Source organism: Nonomuraea sp. NPDC005650 (assembly GCF_040605375.1).
Taxonomy (GTDB): domain Bacteria; phylum Actinomycetota; class Actinomycetes; order Streptosporangiales; family Streptosporangiaceae; genus Nonomuraea.
On record NZ_JBEXCR010000073.1, the window covers coordinates 1 to 15,319 of the forward strand.

The window sequence follows — 15,319 nt, forward strand, 5'->3', positions numbered from 1 at the left end:
ACGTGGTCCTGTCTCCTGAGTGGCCAGAACTCGCGCCGCCACGCGAAGCCCTCGCAGAGTCATGGCCTGGGCGGATGTAATTATCGGCAGGCGCACAACCGCGTTCTGACCAAGGACCTGGCCGTCGCCCGCGCCGAGGCCGCGGCCGCCGGGCAGGCCCGGTCTGCCGCTGAGGTCGCCGCCGAGCGCGACCCCGCCCGCCGCTGACGCACCCGCTGACCAAGCCAGCCCCCAGCGCCGACATCGGTTCCGCCATCGATGCAAAATGCCTTCAATGCCAGCCAACGTGCCTGACACGCCTTAAAAGATCATCTCGCTCTGACCTGCGAGAAGAGGCCAAGAACCCAAGATAACGATTGCTGCCTGGACCCGATAAGGAGCCGCGTCCGATCAAATGATCACTTCGCGCGAGTCGATCACGTTGCTGGCGTCGGTGGACCCATCGGCCGGGGTGACCAGTACCCAGATGTCAGCGCGGTCGGTGTCATATCCGTTGTCCGCTAGCCACCGCTGTGCTTCGGCGGGCAGGTCGGTGTAGCTGATGGGTGAGGTCGGGTCGCGCGAGGTCGACTGAGCGAACAATCTCTCTTGCGAGGATCTGCGGCACAAGCACCGCTCGTCGATGTCGGCATGCTTGGCCATCTCCACCAGCTCCCAGAATGGCGAGACTTCGACCTTCCGGAGCCGTACGAGCCGGTGTGCGCGCCGGTGCTCGGGCAGTGAACTTTCCGGGACTTCGGTGGGGACCAGCACGGCTCGTCGGGGGTGGGAGTTACCACTCTTCGAAGTCGATGGGGTAGTGGCCGGTGAGGCGGCCGCGGGCGAGCCTTCGGTAGTAGTCGTCGAGCGCCGGGTCAGCCACGATGGCCGCCCAGAGCTCGGCCACCCTCGGGTGGTCGCGCTCGGCCAGCCGGTCGATCGCATTGGTGCGCTGCTTGCCCTTCCCCTCAGGATCCTTCGCGAGTTGGACGAGCGCCCTCGGGTCACCGAGGTCGGCCAACTCCCTGGCGGCCCACACCCGGTGCGCCGTCTCCTGGGCCCGATCGCTCGCGAGCCGTAGGAGCAATGCCCGACCCGCCGGAGAGCCGGCGCGGCCCAGCGCCGCCGCCGCCCTGATTCGCAGTGACGGATGCAGCGCCTCGCCGGTGAAGCCAGTCAGCAGGGAGACCCCTCGGGAGTCGCCCACCTCCAGGAGCCTGGAGGCGGCAAGAACCCCCACATAACCGGGGTCGGTGGCCAGATCAGCAAGCAGATCGGCCTCGTCAGGCCCGGCGTACTCGACGAACCGTTCCGCCGCCCACGGATGGGACTCGCGCCGGGCCGCGGCGTGCAGGAGCAGCATGCCCTCGGGCCGGCGCAGCCGGGTGAGAGCGGCGGCGGCATGGGAGTCCTCGGCGGCCAGCCCGGTCAGCAGCCGCGCGCCACGCTCGGCGTCGAGAGCCGCAACGGCGACGGCCGCGCCGACCTGCGCGTACGGGGCGATCGTGGTGGCGAGAGCGGCAAGCAGCTCGACGGCGTCCCGGTCGCCGAGGTCGGCAAGCGCCTTGGCGGCGTCCAGCCGATAGCCGTCGTACACCTGGGGATCAGCCACGACCCCCTTGAGCAGCTCGTTGCCGCGAGGGTCGCCGCGCCCGCCCACCTCGGCCGCCACCCGGACGATCAGGTGCGGGCTCAGCGCGGAGGAGGCGTCGGCGAGGGCTGCCCACAGTTCCGACACGTCCAGACCGGGCACCCTAGCCAGGGCCTCCACCGCCTGGAACCGCAGCACCGGATCGCCAGCCAGATCGGTCAGGGCGGAGACGGCCTCCTCCGGAGCCAGGTCACACAGCTTGCCCAGTGCCTTCGACCGCAGGTGGTCCCGCAGGCCGGGGTCGGTGGCGAGCTGGGCGAGCGTCGCGGCCCCACGCGGGTCGCCCAGCTCGGCCAGCGCGACCGCGACCGTGACGCGGGAGACGTCGAGCTCGGGATCGGCCGCCGCGCGGGCGAGCGTGTCGGCGAACGCCTCCCTGACAAGGTCGCCTGGATCACCCAGGCGAGCCAGCGTCTCCGCCGCGAAGCCCCTGGCGAGCGGATCGTCGTCGTGCAGCGCCCGCTCGGTCAGCGCGGCCACCCCGCGCGGATCTCCCATCCCAGCCAGCTTGCCCGCCGCGGAGACGGCATTGATGTAGCGGAGGTCTCCGGTGGCGAGTGCGGCCAGCACATCGGCGGCGCGCGGGTCGCCGATTTCCGCGAGGCGGTGAGCGGCGTAGCGCCGGCGGTCGTCGCCGAAGGAGGCATCGACGCTCTGCGCAGTCCAGGCGGTGCCCGCGTCGAACGGGCGGCCCAGGTGCAGGAGCGCCTCAGCGGCGTCGGTCCTGCTCTGGTTGGCGAGTACGGGCGTCGGATCGGCGGCCAGCGCGAGCAGCAGCGCCACGCCCCGCGAGGCCTCGAGCCTGGCGAGGGCCTCCGCGGCCAGCACCTGGTTGGGCCCGTTCATCTCCTTGGTCCTGGCCAGGGCGGCGAGCAGGTCGGCTGCCTCCGGGGCACCCAGCCTGACCAGGGCGAAGGCGGCCTCGAGCCGGTCGCTCTGATAGCTGGTCTTGAACTTCCTCGCGCCTTCGCGCAGGGTCGCCGTGGTCCGCGCGATCAGCTCAGGGTCGTCCACCGCGCCCTCGGCGATGAGCGCGGCCACGAAGAGCGCCCCCGCCAGGCGCCTCGCGAGCTTGCGCAGCGCCTGGACCATCCGGCTGTCGCCCGCCAGCGCTCCGGCGAGGAACAGGTCCTGCGAGGTGGGCGCCTTGCGCAGACGTTTGATCTCCGCCGCGGTGCGATCCCTGTCGGTGGCGATCGCCTCGGCGGCCATGAACTCCAGGAGCGTCTGGTGCAGGAAACGGAAATCGCCCGCCTCCTCTACCAGCAGCCCGCAGCGGCGCAGCAACTCCCTGACCAGTTCCGTCCAGTCGGCCGCGCTCAGCTGGGCGGGGCGCTGCGCGGCGGTCCAGTCCGCTATCAGGTCGGCGGCTGGGTCGCTCATGCCGTCGTGGCGAGCCAGCGCCAGCCGCCCGACGAGCTCGGGCATCCGGTCGCGCAACGCCTCAGCGCCCGCCACCGCGCCCGGCCCGAACCTGGTCACCGCGGTGACGCTCTGCTGGACGACCCCATCGGCGCCGTCGCGGAACTGGTGCCTGTGCTGCAGTTCCACGAACCGCCGGTAGATCGCCTGGCGCGCGGAGGGAAGTGCCCAGCCTGGCTGCTCGGCGTAGATCAGGCAGAGCATCGTGGCCATCAGCGGCGTCGTGGCCACCTCGGTCAGACCCGCGTTCGCGACGGCCGCGGCGAAGGCGGACGGGTCGGCGATCCCGTACCCGGCGGCGAACGCGGCCAGCTCGCCGCTCTCAAGCGGCAGCAACGTCAGCGTGCGAACGTTCCAGTCGAGGTCGAGCGGGCGGGTCGCGACCAGGAAGCAGTGTCCGGCGGCCGACCTCTGGGCGCGCAGCGCGGTCAGCGCGGCGAGCAGGTCACGCCGCCTGTCGGGTGCCATGACCTCGTCGAGCCCGTCCACGAGCACGAGCCAGCGCACCCCGGCGACCGGCGGCTCGCGGAAGAACTCCGGCGGCGGGCTCTCCCAGCCGAGCGTCTCCGCCCTGACCGCGGCGGCGATCGCCTCGGGTAAGGACCCACCGGTGAGGGCGGCCGCAGGGACCAGTACCGGCAGCACGTCGGCGCCGTCGCCGTCGATCCAGCGGCGCGCCAGCGTGATCACGATGTGCCTGAGCATGATGGACTTGCCCGCGCCCGGCTCCCCGACGAGCAGGCAGTCGTCGGGCAGCTCCATGATCGCGGCGGCGGTCAGAATCTCGTTGGTGTCGCCGAGCCTTGCCCGCTGCTCGAAGTAGACCTCCGGCAGTTGCGGCGCCCGCCTGGTACCAGCGTTCGGGTGGTTTCGCGCCACGTGCGCCGCCGTACTCAGGTAGGTGCGCAGGCGCGGTCCCGCGTAGCGCAGGCCGCTCGCGCGGATCTGCTCGTCCGACAGCAGGACGAGCCACTCCTCGTGCGCCCGCACCGGCTGCGGGCAGCGCGCGAGGATCTCTCCTGCGGGTAGGAGGTGCGCGCTTCCCTTGTGATCGGATGTGCACAACATGCCGAGTACGCAGCCCGTACGCAGGTTCAGTACGGGGCTGCCGCTGAAACCGCCGGCGACCGGGGTGCCGCGTAGCCGTGGGAGTGCGAGGGCGCCCGTTTCCGCTGACCGGAGTGACGATCCCTCGTACCTGAAGGTCGCGGGCTGGCCCGCGCGGAAGGACCCCTTGGGGTGCCCGTAGGTCCACAGCGGGTCGCCGACCTCGGCGGCCCCGCACAGCGTGACGGGCGTCACCTGCGGCGGCTCGCCCACGACGGTGAGGAAGGCCAGGTCCAACCCGGAGGCGTCCCTGAAGTAGTGGCCTGGGTCGCAGGTGAACTCCAGCGCGACGCCGCCCAGAGTCCCCTCAATCGCCAAGCCGGGCTCCAGGACGTGCGCGCAGGTGGCGACCACGCCCGGCCCCACGAAGAACCCGGTGCCCAGGCTCGACAGCGACGGCACCGTGATGGCCACGGTCGCCGCGGGAACTAGGGCTTCGGCGCCCATTCCAGTCCGACCTTGAACGTCGACTTGCCGCTCGCCTTGCCGATGACCGCGACGAACGAGCCAGACTCCAGAGCGAACTCGCAGCCGAACTCCACGCTGACCTTGCTCGCGTCGGTCTCCCGCAGCCTGACGCCCATCACCTGGGCCAGGCTGGCGAGCCCGTCGAGCGCCTGCTCCAGCGTGGGGATCCGGGCGCCGATCTCCTTCTCTTCGCCATCGTCCGGGTTCAGCTCCCTGACCGAGAGGTAGATGCGCTGGCCGTCCGCATCGAGTGGTACCAGGAGTTCGTTGTCCAAGGCTCCGCCTCTCCTCGTGGTGGTCTGAGCGCAAGATACCTAAAAGCCGCACGCCTCGGCGCGGAGAAGCCGGGCGAGCTTCTCGCCGTCTGCCGCCCGTACGCCCTTGGTCGCGAACCACGTGCTCACGTTGTGCGCGTCGCGGTCGAAGAAGACGAAGCCGGTGGGGTACGCGATCACGTTCACGATCTGCTGTGGGTCGGTGATCATCAACCGGCTCACCATGGGGATGCGTGAGGAAGGTGGCGATGGCCGTGAGTGTCGCCGATCCAGGCCAGACCGTTGCCGATGGTGGCGATGAGGACGCCGGCATGGAGCCGCCGAAGACCCCGGTCAGCAGCGGCGCCAGGATGATCAGCGCCAGGATCGGCTTCCAGCTGCGGCTCGTTCACGCCGTCGTCCGCGAGGTTGGCCAACTCGTTAGACGATGGCATGGGTTGCGGGTCGTCCGCGCTGGTGGGGCTGGACGGCGGCGGCGTTCGGTGGGGGAACGTACGGGCGAAGCCCGTTCCTTTCATCGAGGGGTACGGCTGAGACGCCTTGGAAGGCGTCGACCAGATCATGGGGTGGCTCACCAGCCTCTACATGGTGCTGCTGCGCGCGGGAGAACAACGGTGAACGCAGCGGGCACCTTCCTGCGACGGCGGCCTGCTTCCACCGCCAGCTCGCCGCAGTGCCGCGCGGCGGCGCCAGACGCCGCCGCGCGCTACCTGCACCCCAGTTCCTGGATGGGCGCCCTGCTCGCCACCGCTGACATGCCGGAGATCACCTCATGCGATCAAGGGCGCCGGCCGAGGACCTCGGGCACCCGGCTGTGCTGCCGCACCATGGTCGCCAATCCAGCGTCGACGTAGCCGAGGCACTGCAGGATCGCCTCGTGGTCAGCGATGAGGTGGCGGTGATGGATCGGTCCGTGATGGGCGATTTTGTTGCGGAAGATCCTGAGGTGATCGACTTGTTGGTGCAGGAGCCGGCGGCGGCCGCGGTAGCCGGGGGGAAGGCCCGGGACAGGGCGGTGCGCTAGAGCCGCTGGTCATAGCCGTTGCCCGGCCCGAGCAATGAGTGGGCGTTCTGTGGGCGTTCGTCCGGTCTGAGTTTGAGCAGCGGGCTCTACAGGATCCCACGGCTTCGACTCGAAGCTAGGCGCAGCTGGCGCCATGCCAAGCCTTGAGTGCGCCGAGGCGGCTGTAGTCCAGCCACGAACGCATCCCACGGCGCTTCAGTCAACGCCGTCGCCGGTTCAGCCGTCGGTACCGCAGGGTGGGCAGCTCGGCGATGAACGCCCCGCTCGCTGTGTCCACTGCGGATTGTCCCAAGTCCCTGTCAAGCGGATAATGTAGTACTGTTCCTGCACCAATGAATCGTAGTAAAAATAGCCAAGCCGTTTGATCAAGCCAGTTGAATTTCGCTTGATCTCAATATAGACCATTTGTGAATAGCTCGGCTTCACGATTGTCTGAGTTGCGTTGTCGAACCAAAACGAAGTGTTGCCATCTTCTATATAACGAAACCTCATGTCCAGACCCCCATTCAGGGAGTCATTATCAGGAATAATGCCGAGATTACCGGCCATGATTGATTTCTGAATTGATGCAGCCTGTGCTGGGGTGCTCACAGTTGCCATTGGTGCCACGAGGATTGCCGAGGCGGTGAGGGCGCCCAGTAGGTGCCTGAGTGCAGACGGTCGACGCATTGTTCTCCTTGTTTAGGGCCGGGAGGTCAAGTTGACCCGCTCGGATAGCCGCGCTTCCGCGCGTGATCAGCGCAGAATGTGGAGACTTGGGACACCTTGATATCCAATCTCTCGCTCCACAATCCGATATTTTCACATCTCGAAATCCTTCGGCATCGGCAAGATGTGCCTAGATATTGTGCCTACCTGCGTTGTTGGCACGGCGTGGATGCTTAAGGAGCCCATGGTGGAGACGATCTCGTCGCTGTCGCGCGAGTACTTGCCGTTCTTCGTGCGCGGCGCGACGGGTGTGGAGCAGGTCGAGGTGGCGTTCACCGTCCCCGGCGTTGAGCCGGTCGAAGGCGACTGGCACGACGCCGAGTGGAAACCCGATTCGGTCACCGAGCACGGCACGACCGCGCGCATCCTGTTCGGACCGGGCGGTACCGTGGCGCGTCCGGACGGCACCTACCAGGCGTGGGTGCGCGTGACCGCCACCGTCGAGCAGCCGGTGCTGCCCGCGGGACTCATCGACGTCATCTAAGAGGATGTTCTGTGAGGATGTGGGCCTTTCGTCCCTGCGTTTCGGTAGGGATTTTCGGCAAATAGGTTGACGTTCAGTGTGGGTGCGCTCAACTGACAGTTATGGGCGAGCGTCTGCCATACCCCAGCGATCTGTCCGGCGAGCGGAGCTGCCTGAGCCAAGGCTTGATGGGCTCGGTGCTCGTTGTAGAACTCCTCATAGGCGTACAGGGCATGCCGCAGGTGGCGTTCGTTCCAGAGCAGGCAGCGGCCCAGGAGTTCGCGGCGGCAGGACTGCACCCATCGCTCCATGACCGCGTTCACACGTGGCACGCGGACGCCGGTGAGCACGGTTTGGATACCAATGTCAGCGAGGATCTCCTCCATCAGGGCCGGAAACTTCCCGTCCCGGTCTCGGATCAGATAGCGCGCCCGGCAGCCGGCGTCCTCAAGGTCCATCACGAGATTCTTGATCGCCTGGATGACCCAGGCCGCGGTCGGGTGGGCGGTGGTGCCCAGCACGCGGATGCGCCTGGTGGCGTGTCCGATGACGGCCAGGATGTATCGGCGCTGCCCGTTGAGGGTGATGGTCTCGATGAAGTCGCAGGCCAGCAGCGCGTCAGCTTGGGAGCGTAGGAAGTCCGCCCACGTCAACAATGCCCGCTCGGGAGCGGGATCGATGCCTTCCTGCTTTAGGATCTCCCAGACGGTGGAAGGCGCAATCTTGATGCCAAGGGTCGCAAGTTCGCCGTGCACGCGCCTGTACCCCCACGCTGGGTTCTCGCGGACCAGCCGCAAGATGAGCAGGCGGATGGAACGCAGGGTGGGCGGACGCCCGGGCCGCCTGTTCCGGCAGATGCGGGCGTGGCGCCGTTTCAGCAGATCGCGATGCCAGCGCAGGATGGTGTCCGGACGCACGAGGAGCCGCAGCCGGCGCAGGACCTCGCGGGGCACCGATGTCAGGAGTGCGGCCAGGAAGGCTCGATCCGCAGGAGCGACGTACACCTTGGCGTCGCCGAGCTGCCGTTCAAGAACGGTGATCTGGTGACGCAGAGCAAGGATTTCGGCATCTTTGTCCCTGTCCCCCAGCGGTAGCAACCGCAGCGCGGCAAAGGCGTTCGTGACGGCCAGGTAAGCCAGGCGAAACAGCACAAACGATCATCTTGCCGCGAACCTGCCCCTATCGAGAGCCAAGCCGGCGCACATCGGGATCAGTTGGGCAAGCTAGATGACCTGCACGGATGACATAGTCGGCAGGGACAGGGTCGCTACGGTGTTGCCACCCCTTGGCAGCCTCGGTCGATGCGGCCCGTAAGGAAGTACGACACCATCTCGGTGGCGCAATTCGGTTCCCTGTGGCGGATCCGTGCATGTCGTCTTCGACCGTGAACAGGGTGCCGCCGATGGTCTTGCGCATGCGCGTCGTCCATTCGTAGGGGGAAATGGTTTCGTTGCGGTGGCCGGACAGCACCAGCGACCCGGCGGTGCGGTGTATCAGGGTCTTCTGGACGGGGAGTGGCCAGCCGGCGCATCCGGCGGAGAAGCGCAGGGCTCGGCCGGTCACCGGGCTGCGCTCCAGGCGGCGCTGGTAGGCCGTCCAGGAGGCGTCGAAGCCGAGGCGGCTGGGGTCTTCGTTGCAGAAGGCCGCATGGCTGGTGGTCGGGTTGAACTGCTCCGGCGCATCCGGTGACGGGACGGGCGGCGGGCCGCCGAGCATCTCCTTGACGGTGGGCGGCATGGTAGTCCTGGTGGTGTACCGCTCGAAAACTGTGTTACGTGTCCTGAGCTGCGGTTAAGCTGCGTGGCTGTACTCGCTGATCATGCTGGCAACAACCGGTTTCGGCGGATGGATTGCAGGTCGTTGAGGTCGGTCACGTCGCGAGAGGGCTGCGTTGCGATGTCCGGGGGCCGTTGCTGCCGGGATCGGTGCGGCCGGTGCCCGTTGTAATGGATCAGGTACTCGTGGAGCACACGGCCCAGGTGGCGTTCGCCGAGGATCAGAATCCGGTCCAGGAGTTCGCGGCGCAGGGTGCCGATGACTCGCTCGCAGATGGCGTTCATCCTCGGCGTCCGCGGCATGGCGGTGATGACTCGCAGTTCCTCGGCCGTGAAGACCTCCCGAAAAGCGGAGGTGAAGAGCGGATCCCGATCATGGATTAAGAACCGCAGCCCTGCCATGCGATCCCCCAGATCTATCGCCAAGTTGCGAGCCTGCTGCACCACCCACATTCCGGTCGGGTTCGCGGTCACTCCGGCCACGTGCAGGCGCCGGGTGCCGCGCTCGATGAAGACCAGCACATACAGCCGTTGGAGCAGCACCGTCTCGACCACCAGGAAGTCACACGCGGCGATCGCGTGGGCATGAGCGGCCAGAAACTGCCGCCAGGTCGGCCCGGCCCGGCGAGGCGCCGGATCGACACCTGCGGCGTGCAGGACCTCCCACACTGTGGACACCGCGCTCAGGTAACCCAGCCGAGCCAACTCGCCCTGGATTCTCCTGTGCCCCCATGTCGGGTCCTCCCGCGCCTTCCGCATGATCAACGCCTTGACCAGCCGGCGGGTGCAGGGCCGTCCCTGGCGCCGCCTGTCGGAGAAGGTCCATTTACGTGCCACGAGGCTGCGATGCCAGCGCAAGATCGTCGCTGGAGTGACCGCGAACACCTCCACCCACCGACGGCGGTGGACCAGCCGCGACAACGCCGCCAGCCAGAGCCGGTCGGCGTGACCCCACCGCGGCCTGCCGCCCAGCTGACGGCGAAGCACCTGGTTCTCGTGACGCAGCACCAGCAGCTCAACATCCTTGGACGGATCCGACCGGACCAGCACTGCCAGCAGGCCGAACAAGCACCTCACCAACCGGTAGACAAGCGACAACAACACCCCGCGATGGTCGCAGCCGCCACCCTGATCACGCAGCAAACCCCATTTCAGAGCACGAAACCGGGTTTCCGAGCGGGACACGGCGCTCCGTCAGGCCGACGCGGCGGCCTGGTCCTCCGCTTGCTCAGCCGGCACCAGTTCTACCGTGACCGTGGTGCGATAGACCCGCGCGGCCTCGAACAGCGCGTTGAGGACCCTGGCGACCCGCTCGCCGTCCGAGCCGTCGAGCCGTGCCCGCCATGCCCAGGAGCCTTGATCCCAGGCCATGTGCGGCTTGATGAGCTCCACCTGGCGCTCGAACTCCTGCGACGTCAAGTCGCGGTTGGAGTGCGCCGTCACGTTCACCTCGAATGCGTCCATGACGCCGTTGTACGCCGCGGCGCCGACAGAGGATCTCCGCGATCCGGCCTCGCGATCACAGTGGGAGGCACGTCAGCAGTCGTCGGCCTGCAGATCGGCCCCGGTGAGGTCCTCCAGCTCATCGGCGAGCGACCAGTGGCTCCCCATTGGATCAAGATCCACCTGATGTGGGTTTTGGGCGTATGTGGGCTGAATGCCTAACAAGGCATGGAACACTTCAGACCCCGTCTACGAACATCGCGACGGCGCCTATGAACCGCCCTGAGCGGGGCGTCCGCCCTGAGCGGGGCGTCCCCGGCCCGTCGTCCTTGTGGAAGGGTGCGTTCTAAATCACCAGTGGGTGTGGGAGGCCGTGCGGGTGTCCAACGAGAAACTGAAGCCGCTTGAGGCGAGCGACCCGAAGAAGGTCGGTGGGTACCGGCTGCTGGCGCGGCTGGGGGCGGGCGGGATGGGTCGCGTCTACCTGGGCCGCTCGAAGGGCGGCCGGCCGGTCGCGGTCAAGGTGATCCACCCGTACCTGGCGGAGGACGCGCAGTTCCGGCGGCGGTTCGAGGCGGAGGTCGCCGCGGTGCGGCGGGTCGGGGGCATCCACACCGTGCAGGTGGTGGACGCCCGCGCCGACGCCGATCCGCCCTGGCTCGTGACCGAGTACATCGCGGGGCCGTCGCTGCACGAGGCCGTCGGCGAGCACGGCGCGTTCTCGGCGGCGGCGGTCGCAGGGCTCGGCGCGGGCCTGGCCGAAGGGCTGATGGCGATCCACGAGCGGGGCGTCGTCCACCGGGACCTCAAGCCCGGCAACGTGCTGCTCGCCCAGGACGGGCCCCGCATCATCGACTTCGGCATCGCACGCGCGCTCGACGCCACCTCGCAGACCACCCGCACCAGCGTGGTCGGCACGCCCGGGTTCATGTCGCCCGAGCAGCTTCGGGGCCGCGAGGTCGGGCCGGCCAGTGACGTGTTCTGCCTGGCTGCCGTGCTGGCCTTCGCCGCCACCGGCCGGCGGCCCTTCGGCGAGGGCCCGAGCGAGGCCCTCGGCTACCGCGTCGTCAACGAGGAACCCGACTTGACCGGCGTGCCGGAGCCGCTGCTCCCGCTGATCGCGTCCGGCCTGGAGAAGGATCCGGAAGACCGGCCCGGCCTCGACGCGTTCCTCGAACGTTGCTCCGCGCTCACCGAGGGCGGGGACGCTCCGCTGCCGGAGCCCGTCAGCACGATGATCGCCACGCGGGTGGCGGAGACCAAGGTGCTGGCGCCCCCGCCGCAGGACGCGCCGGGGAACGGCCGGCGGTTACCGCCGCTCGGACGCATGAAGCTCCCGGTGGCCGCAGTCGTGGGCGTCCTGCTGGTCGCCTTCGCCGCCTGGGCCATCGGGGACGACGGAAACGCACCGGCCACCTCCAAGGCCATCACCACTCCCCAGCAGACCCCGACTTCCCCGACACCCGCGCCTCAGCCGTCCGAGACCGCGAGCGCCACCGACAGTGCCACCCCCACCCCCACCCCCACATCCGATCCCACCCGCAAGGCGTTCGAGAAGATCTCGGCGGGCGACTGCCTGGACGCCTACGCGCGTCCGTCCGGCGAGTGGAACAGGAGCAAGCCGCGCGCGGTCGGCTGCGGCCGCTCCAACGCCTACCTGAAGGTGCTCAAGGTGGTCCACGACTCCTCCGAGTGCCTCGGGCACGGCGCCGATCCGGACGGGGAACTGTGGTGGAGCTACGACGAGGACGCGAACGAGATCGCCCTCTGCGTGCAGCGGCAGTTCCGCACGGGTGACTGTTTCCTGGCCACAAAGGGTGAGAACGAGAACACGGTCAGCATCAACAACCAGGATCTGATGACGTCGTGGCCGTGCCGGGCCGACTCCGCTCCAGAGGAGTACGACTTCGTCCTCCGTATCACCGCGTTCACCCTCGGTGCCTGCCCGCCGGGCGGCAGAAGGGTCCGCTGGGAGATTCGAGGCCGCACCCTCTGCACCCGCATAGTCTGACCACGTTCGCCACCACGGCACCGGCACCAACCCTGGAACGGATCCTGCTGACCGCGCGGGACCTGGTCATCGAGCGCGGCCTGTCCGGTGCCAAAACTCCTCGTAGCGCTGGCCTGCGGTTTCGTGCCTCGTCAAGCAGACGGCGCCTCGCCGCTCTATTCGAGCCGTGAGATCGACTACCCCGGCTGGATCGTGAAGGGGTTGGCGTAGTGACAGTGCCTGATGCGGACGGTGCTCGTTGTAGTGGCGCTCGTACTCGGCCAGGACCTGCCGAAGGTGGCGCTCGCCAAGGACCAGAAGGTGATCGAGGCATTCGCGCCGGAGCGTGCCGACGAACCGCTCGGCGAACGCGGCGGAATCTTGAGGGCGTGCACGTCCGCGCCGGTGAGCACCTCGTCGAATTCTCCGCCGAACTTGCCATCCCTGTCCCGGATCAGGAACCGGAACCCGTCGGCTCACTCGCCCAGTTCCATCAGCAGATTGCGCGCCTGCTACGCCGTCCAAGCACCCGTCGGATGAGCTGTGACACCGAGGATATGCACGCGCCGTGTTTTGATCTCCATGACGAACAATACGTACAGGCGTTTGAGGAACACCGTGTCGACGTGGAGAAAGTCGCAGGCCAGGATGCCGGAGGCTTGAGAGCTGAGGAACTGGCGCCAGGTCGGTGAAGCCCGGCGCGGCGCTGGCCCAAACCCCGCTGCCGCCAGGACCCGGCGGATGGTCCCCTCCCCCACCCGGTATCCAAGACCGAGGAGTTCGCCCTGGATTCTCCCGTGCCAACCGGACGATCAGATCGCGGGTCTCTTCGGAGAGTGGGGGCCGGCCCTGCTTGGCGAGGTAGGTCCACTTCTTCTTGGCCAGCCTGCGGTGCCCAGGCGAGCGGCGTGCCGGGCGTCACGATGCGATGCAGTCGAAGGCGAGCGGGTAACAGCCTCGCCAGTGCAGCCAGCAGCGCCCGATCGGCCCAGTCCGGCCTGGGCCGGGCGACCTGGCGACGCAGCACCGCGACCTCATGCCGCAACATCAAGATCTCCACCTCTTTGGCAGCGCTGCCCCGAGTGAGCGGCACGAGCCAGCCGAACACCCTGACCACCAGCAGATACAGAAGTCGAAACAGCACGAGAGCCAAGCCTAGAAGACCAGATCAGACCCTCTGCATCAGTTCTGGCACCGGACAACGTCTTGACCGGCGAACTCGTCCGACGACCTTGTCGAGTACGCATTGCTGCCCGCAGGCCCGAAAACGATCCTGTCAGTTGTGCCGACGGACGCTACAGGGCATGCCGGCTTATGGAACTCACAGCAATGGCCGTCCACCAGCTCCATGCCTACGACTGCGGGGACTATCTCGAGCATCAGCCGTGGATGGAGATCGGTGCCGAGCAGGTGCGCCAGGAGGAGGAGCGCGCCCAGCAACTTTTCCCCGACGCGGTGGCACGATTCCATGTAGCCCTGCAGGCCCTGCCTGCCGAGCGGGGCGACAGCCCGTTTGTGAAGGCCCTGGTGGAGCTGGTCACGCTGCGACACCATGCGGACGCTGAGCTGCTCATTGAGCGTTTTCAGCAAGGCGAGGATGTTTCTGAGATCGTCCAATGCGTTCGTCGCCGGCGGCGCGATCGTCGGTGAATGACGCTACTCCGGCGAGTTCGGTGCGGTTGGCGACACCAAGCTTGGCGTAGACGTTGGAGAGGTGGGTCTTGACAGTGCTGCGGCTCATGAAGAGCCGTGCTCCGATCTGCGGGTTGTTGAGGCCGGCGGCGGCCAGCCGGTGCCACGCTCAGCTCGGTCGGGGTGAGGCTGTCCCAACCGGCGGCCGGCCGGCCGCGGGCACCCCGGCTACGGCGTACGTAGGCGACCGCGTCGTCGAGGGACAGCTCGGCGCCCGCTGCCCATGCCGTCGCGAACTCTTCACCGAGCCGCTGCCTGAGCCGGTCGAGCAGTTCCTCATACTCGCGTCGTTCGGCCACGCGCCGGGGATATCCCAGGGCCGCGCGTGCTGTGGTGCTCGCGGCCAGCGTCCGCACCGCGTTCGGCGGGGCCAGCCACGCGGCGAGCGCGTCCAGGCTGTCCACCCAGAACGTGCGCAGTCCGTGGGCGAGGCGAATGGTCAGCGCCTCGTGGTGCAGGTCGGGGTCGCCGGTGAGACGGGCCTGTTGCTGCAACACGTCCGCGAGGACGCGTGGCATGCCGAGCTTGCGAGCGATGGCCGCTGCCCGGTCGAGCTCGCCGCGGGCGTCCTCGTACCGGCCGGCGCGTCGTAGGGCCTCTCCGTAGCCGGCGTGCACCTGCGCCGCGAGGTAGGTCGGCGCGACGTGCTCGGTCTGGCGCACATCGTGCTCGAACCAGCGCAGCGCCCCGTCGAGATCGCCGCTGGCCACCAGCACTTGTGCGAGTGCCGACCCCACGCCGGGCACGAAGACGGCTGCTTCGGCATTCTCCATGAGCTGCAGCAGTGGCCGCATCGCCTCCAGCGCCGCGCTCACGTCTCCGGACGCGGTGTGCGCCGCGGCCAGGGCACCGCGTGCCATGCCGACGCGCAGATAGTCGCCGAGCGGCTCCGCGAGTTCGAGCGACTGCCCGGCCAGGCGGCGGGCCTCGGCCAGCCGGCCGCTCGCGAGCGCTCCGCTCGACAGGTACGCCAGTGTAGTCGACGCTATCCCACGGTGACGGTGGCGCAGGCCGTCGAGTGCCGCCTCCAGCAGTGGACGGGCCTCGTCGTGCCGGTCCTGCAGCTGTCTGATCATGCCCTGCAGCGCCAGCTGAGCATGCCTGAACAACTGGTCGCCCGCGAGGTCGGCGGAGCGGCTCGCCTCGACGGTGAGGTCCCAGGCAGCGGCGAAGTCGGTGTAGAACCGGCCGACCGCGGCCAGTGAAAGGCACTGGCTGCGCAGGCTCTCGTCACCGTGCGCGGTGGCCAGTTCGAGCGCCTGCTGTGCCACGTCGTATTCCATGTCCAGCGGGCTCGTGGTGTCCGCGACCAGCGCCAACCC

The 15,319-nt window shown here is 68.2% G+C and carries 17 protein-coding genes; 5 read left to right on the forward strand and 12 right to left on the reverse strand.

All coding sequences use genetic code 11. From position 1 onward, the window contains the following. The coding region (locus ABZS69_RS62540; RefSeq protein ID WP_355393118.1) for a hypothetical protein at positions 1-207 on the forward strand (207 nt) is incomplete at its 5' end. A gap of 183 nt (positions 208-390) precedes the next feature. Here the strand turns inward: ABZS69_RS62540 and ABZS69_RS62545 are convergent. Genes ABZS69_RS62545 through ABZS69_RS62560 form a run of 4 tightly spaced genes read right to left on the reverse strand, consistent with a single transcriptional unit; the run spans position 391 to position 5,112 of the window. After that, a complete protein-coding gene (locus tag ABZS69_RS62545) occupies positions 391-753 on the reverse strand; it encodes a hypothetical protein (protein WP_355393121.1) in 363 nt (120 codons plus the stop codon). A gap of 19 nt (positions 754-772) precedes the next feature. Beyond that, positions 773-4,606 carry a trypsin-like peptidase domain-containing protein gene (locus ABZS69_RS62550; protein WP_355393124.1) on the reverse strand — a complete coding sequence of 1,278 codons (3,834 nt, stop codon included), beginning with the start codon at positions 4,604-4,606 and terminating at the stop codon, positions 773-775. Further along, entirely contained in the window at positions 4,588-4,902 is a 315-nt protein-coding gene (locus ABZS69_RS62555) for a CU044_2847 family protein (protein WP_355393127.1), read from the reverse strand. The genes ABZS69_RS62550 and ABZS69_RS62555 overlap by 19 nt, the downstream gene beginning before the upstream one ends. 39 nt (positions 4,903-4,941) lie before the next feature. Then, positions 4,942-5,112 (reverse strand): hypothetical protein, encoded by a 171-nt coding sequence (locus ABZS69_RS62560; RefSeq protein ID WP_355393130.1) that lies wholly within the window; start codon positions 5,110-5,112, stop codon positions 4,942-4,944. A 667-nt stretch (positions 5,113-5,779) separates the two neighbouring features. Between ABZS69_RS62560 and ABZS69_RS62565 the strand changes: the two genes are divergently transcribed. Continuing rightward, positions 5,780-5,926, forward strand: coding sequence for a hypothetical protein (locus ABZS69_RS62565; protein ID WP_355393133.1), 147 nt, complete (start codon positions 5,780-5,782; stop codon positions 5,924-5,926). 216 nt (positions 5,927-6,142) lie between these two features. On the opposite strand, the gene ABZS69_RS62570 is transcribed toward ABZS69_RS62565, so the two are convergent. Beyond that, a complete protein-coding gene (locus ABZS69_RS62570) occupies positions 6,143-6,517 on the reverse strand; it encodes a hypothetical protein (protein WP_355393136.1) in 375 nt (124 codons plus the stop codon). A 301-nt stretch (positions 6,518-6,818) separates the two neighbouring features. Here ABZS69_RS62570 and ABZS69_RS62575 point away from each other — a divergent pair, with 301 nt between their 5' ends. After that, positions 6,819-7,118 carry a hypothetical protein gene (locus tag ABZS69_RS62575; protein ID WP_355393138.1) on the forward strand — a complete coding sequence of 100 codons (300 nt, stop codon included), beginning with the start codon at positions 6,819-6,821 and terminating at the stop codon, positions 7,116-7,118. Here ABZS69_RS62575 and ABZS69_RS62580 read toward each other — a convergent pair. The 4 genes from ABZS69_RS62580 to ABZS69_RS62595 all read right to left on the reverse strand — a co-directional run bounded on the left by ABZS69_RS62580 (position 7,115) and on the right by ABZS69_RS62595 (position 10,336). Then, a complete protein-coding gene (locus ABZS69_RS62580) occupies positions 7,115-8,248 on the reverse strand; it encodes an integrase core domain-containing protein (protein ID WP_355393141.1) in 1,134 nt (377 codons plus the stop codon). The two genes, ABZS69_RS62575 and ABZS69_RS62580, sit on opposite strands and share 4 nt — an antisense overlap. Positions 8,249-8,276: 28 nt before the next feature. After that, entirely contained in the window at positions 8,277-8,834 is a 558-nt protein-coding gene (locus ABZS69_RS62585) for an alpha/beta hydrolase (RefSeq protein WP_355393144.1), read from the reverse strand. An 80-nt stretch (positions 8,835-8,914) separates the two neighbouring features. After that, positions 8,915-9,940 carry an integrase core domain-containing protein gene (locus tag ABZS69_RS62590; RefSeq protein ID WP_355393146.1) on the reverse strand — a complete coding sequence of 342 codons (1,026 nt, stop codon included), beginning with the start codon at positions 9,938-9,940 and terminating at the stop codon, positions 8,915-8,917. 126 nt (positions 9,941-10,066) lie between these two features. Next, complete coding sequence (locus tag ABZS69_RS62595) at positions 10,067-10,336, reverse strand: hypothetical protein (protein ID WP_355393149.1); 270 nt, start codon at positions 10,334-10,336, stop codon at positions 10,067-10,069. A gap of 358 nt (positions 10,337-10,694) precedes the next feature. Here ABZS69_RS62595 and ABZS69_RS62600 point away from each other — a divergent pair, with 358 nt between their 5' ends. Next, positions 10,695-12,326, forward strand: coding sequence for a serine/threonine-protein kinase (locus tag ABZS69_RS62600; RefSeq protein WP_355393152.1), 1,632 nt, complete (start codon positions 10,695-10,697; stop codon positions 12,324-12,326). Positions 12,327-12,392: 66 nt separating this feature from the next. On the opposite strand, the gene ABZS69_RS62605 is transcribed toward ABZS69_RS62600, so the two are convergent. Beyond that, positions 12,393-12,785 carry an integrase core domain-containing protein gene (locus ABZS69_RS62605; RefSeq protein WP_355393155.1) on the reverse strand — a complete coding sequence of 131 codons (393 nt, stop codon included), beginning with the start codon at positions 12,783-12,785 and terminating at the stop codon, positions 12,393-12,395. On the opposite strand from ABZS69_RS62605, the gene ABZS69_RS62610 reads away from it, so the two are divergent. Next, on the forward strand, positions 12,695-12,997 hold the full coding sequence (locus ABZS69_RS62610; protein WP_355393242.1) for a hypothetical protein: 303 nt from the start codon (positions 12,695-12,697) through the stop codon (positions 12,995-12,997). The two genes, ABZS69_RS62605 and ABZS69_RS62610, sit on opposite strands and share 91 nt — an antisense overlap. 490 nt (positions 12,998-13,487) lie before the next feature. Here ABZS69_RS62610 and ABZS69_RS62615 read toward each other — a convergent pair whose 3' ends face one another. Continuing rightward, positions 13,488-13,895, reverse strand: a complete 408-nt coding sequence (locus ABZS69_RS62615) for a hypothetical protein (protein ID WP_355393158.1) — start codon at positions 13,893-13,895, stop codon at positions 13,488-13,490. Then, positions 13,876-14,046 carry a LuxR C-terminal-related transcriptional regulator gene (locus ABZS69_RS62620; RefSeq protein WP_355393161.1) on the reverse strand — a complete coding sequence of 57 codons (171 nt, stop codon included), beginning with the start codon at positions 14,044-14,046 and terminating at the stop codon, positions 13,876-13,878. The genes ABZS69_RS62615 and ABZS69_RS62620 overlap by 20 nt, the downstream gene beginning before the upstream one ends. Between the last annotated feature and the right edge of the window lie 1,273 nt (positions 14,047-15,319).

Bases quoted from the DNA above. Each gene is read 5' to 3' on its own strand.
- ABZS69_RS62575 (WP_355393138.1), top strand. From the start codon at position 6,819: ATGGTGGAGACGATCTCGTCGCTGTCGCGCGAGTACTTGCCGTTCTTC.
- ABZS69_RS62550 (WP_355393124.1), bottom strand. From the start codon at position 4,606: ATGGGCGCCGAAGCCCTAGTTCCCGCGGCGACCGTGGCCATCACGGTG.
- ABZS69_RS62560 (WP_355393130.1), bottom strand. From the start codon at position 5,112: ATGATCACCGACCCACAGCAGATCGTGAACGTGATCGCGTACCCCACC.
- ABZS69_RS62620 (WP_355393161.1), bottom strand. From the start codon at position 14,046: ATGAGCCGCAGCACTGTCAAGACCCACCTCTCCAACGTCTACGCCAAG.
- ABZS69_RS62595 (WP_355393149.1), bottom strand. From the start codon at position 10,336: ATGGACGCATTCGAGGTGAACGTGACGGCGCACTCCAACCGCGACTTG.
- ABZS69_RS62585 (WP_355393144.1), bottom strand. From the start codon at position 8,834: ATGCCGCCCACCGTCAAGGAGATGCTCGGCGGCCCGCCGCCCGTCCCG.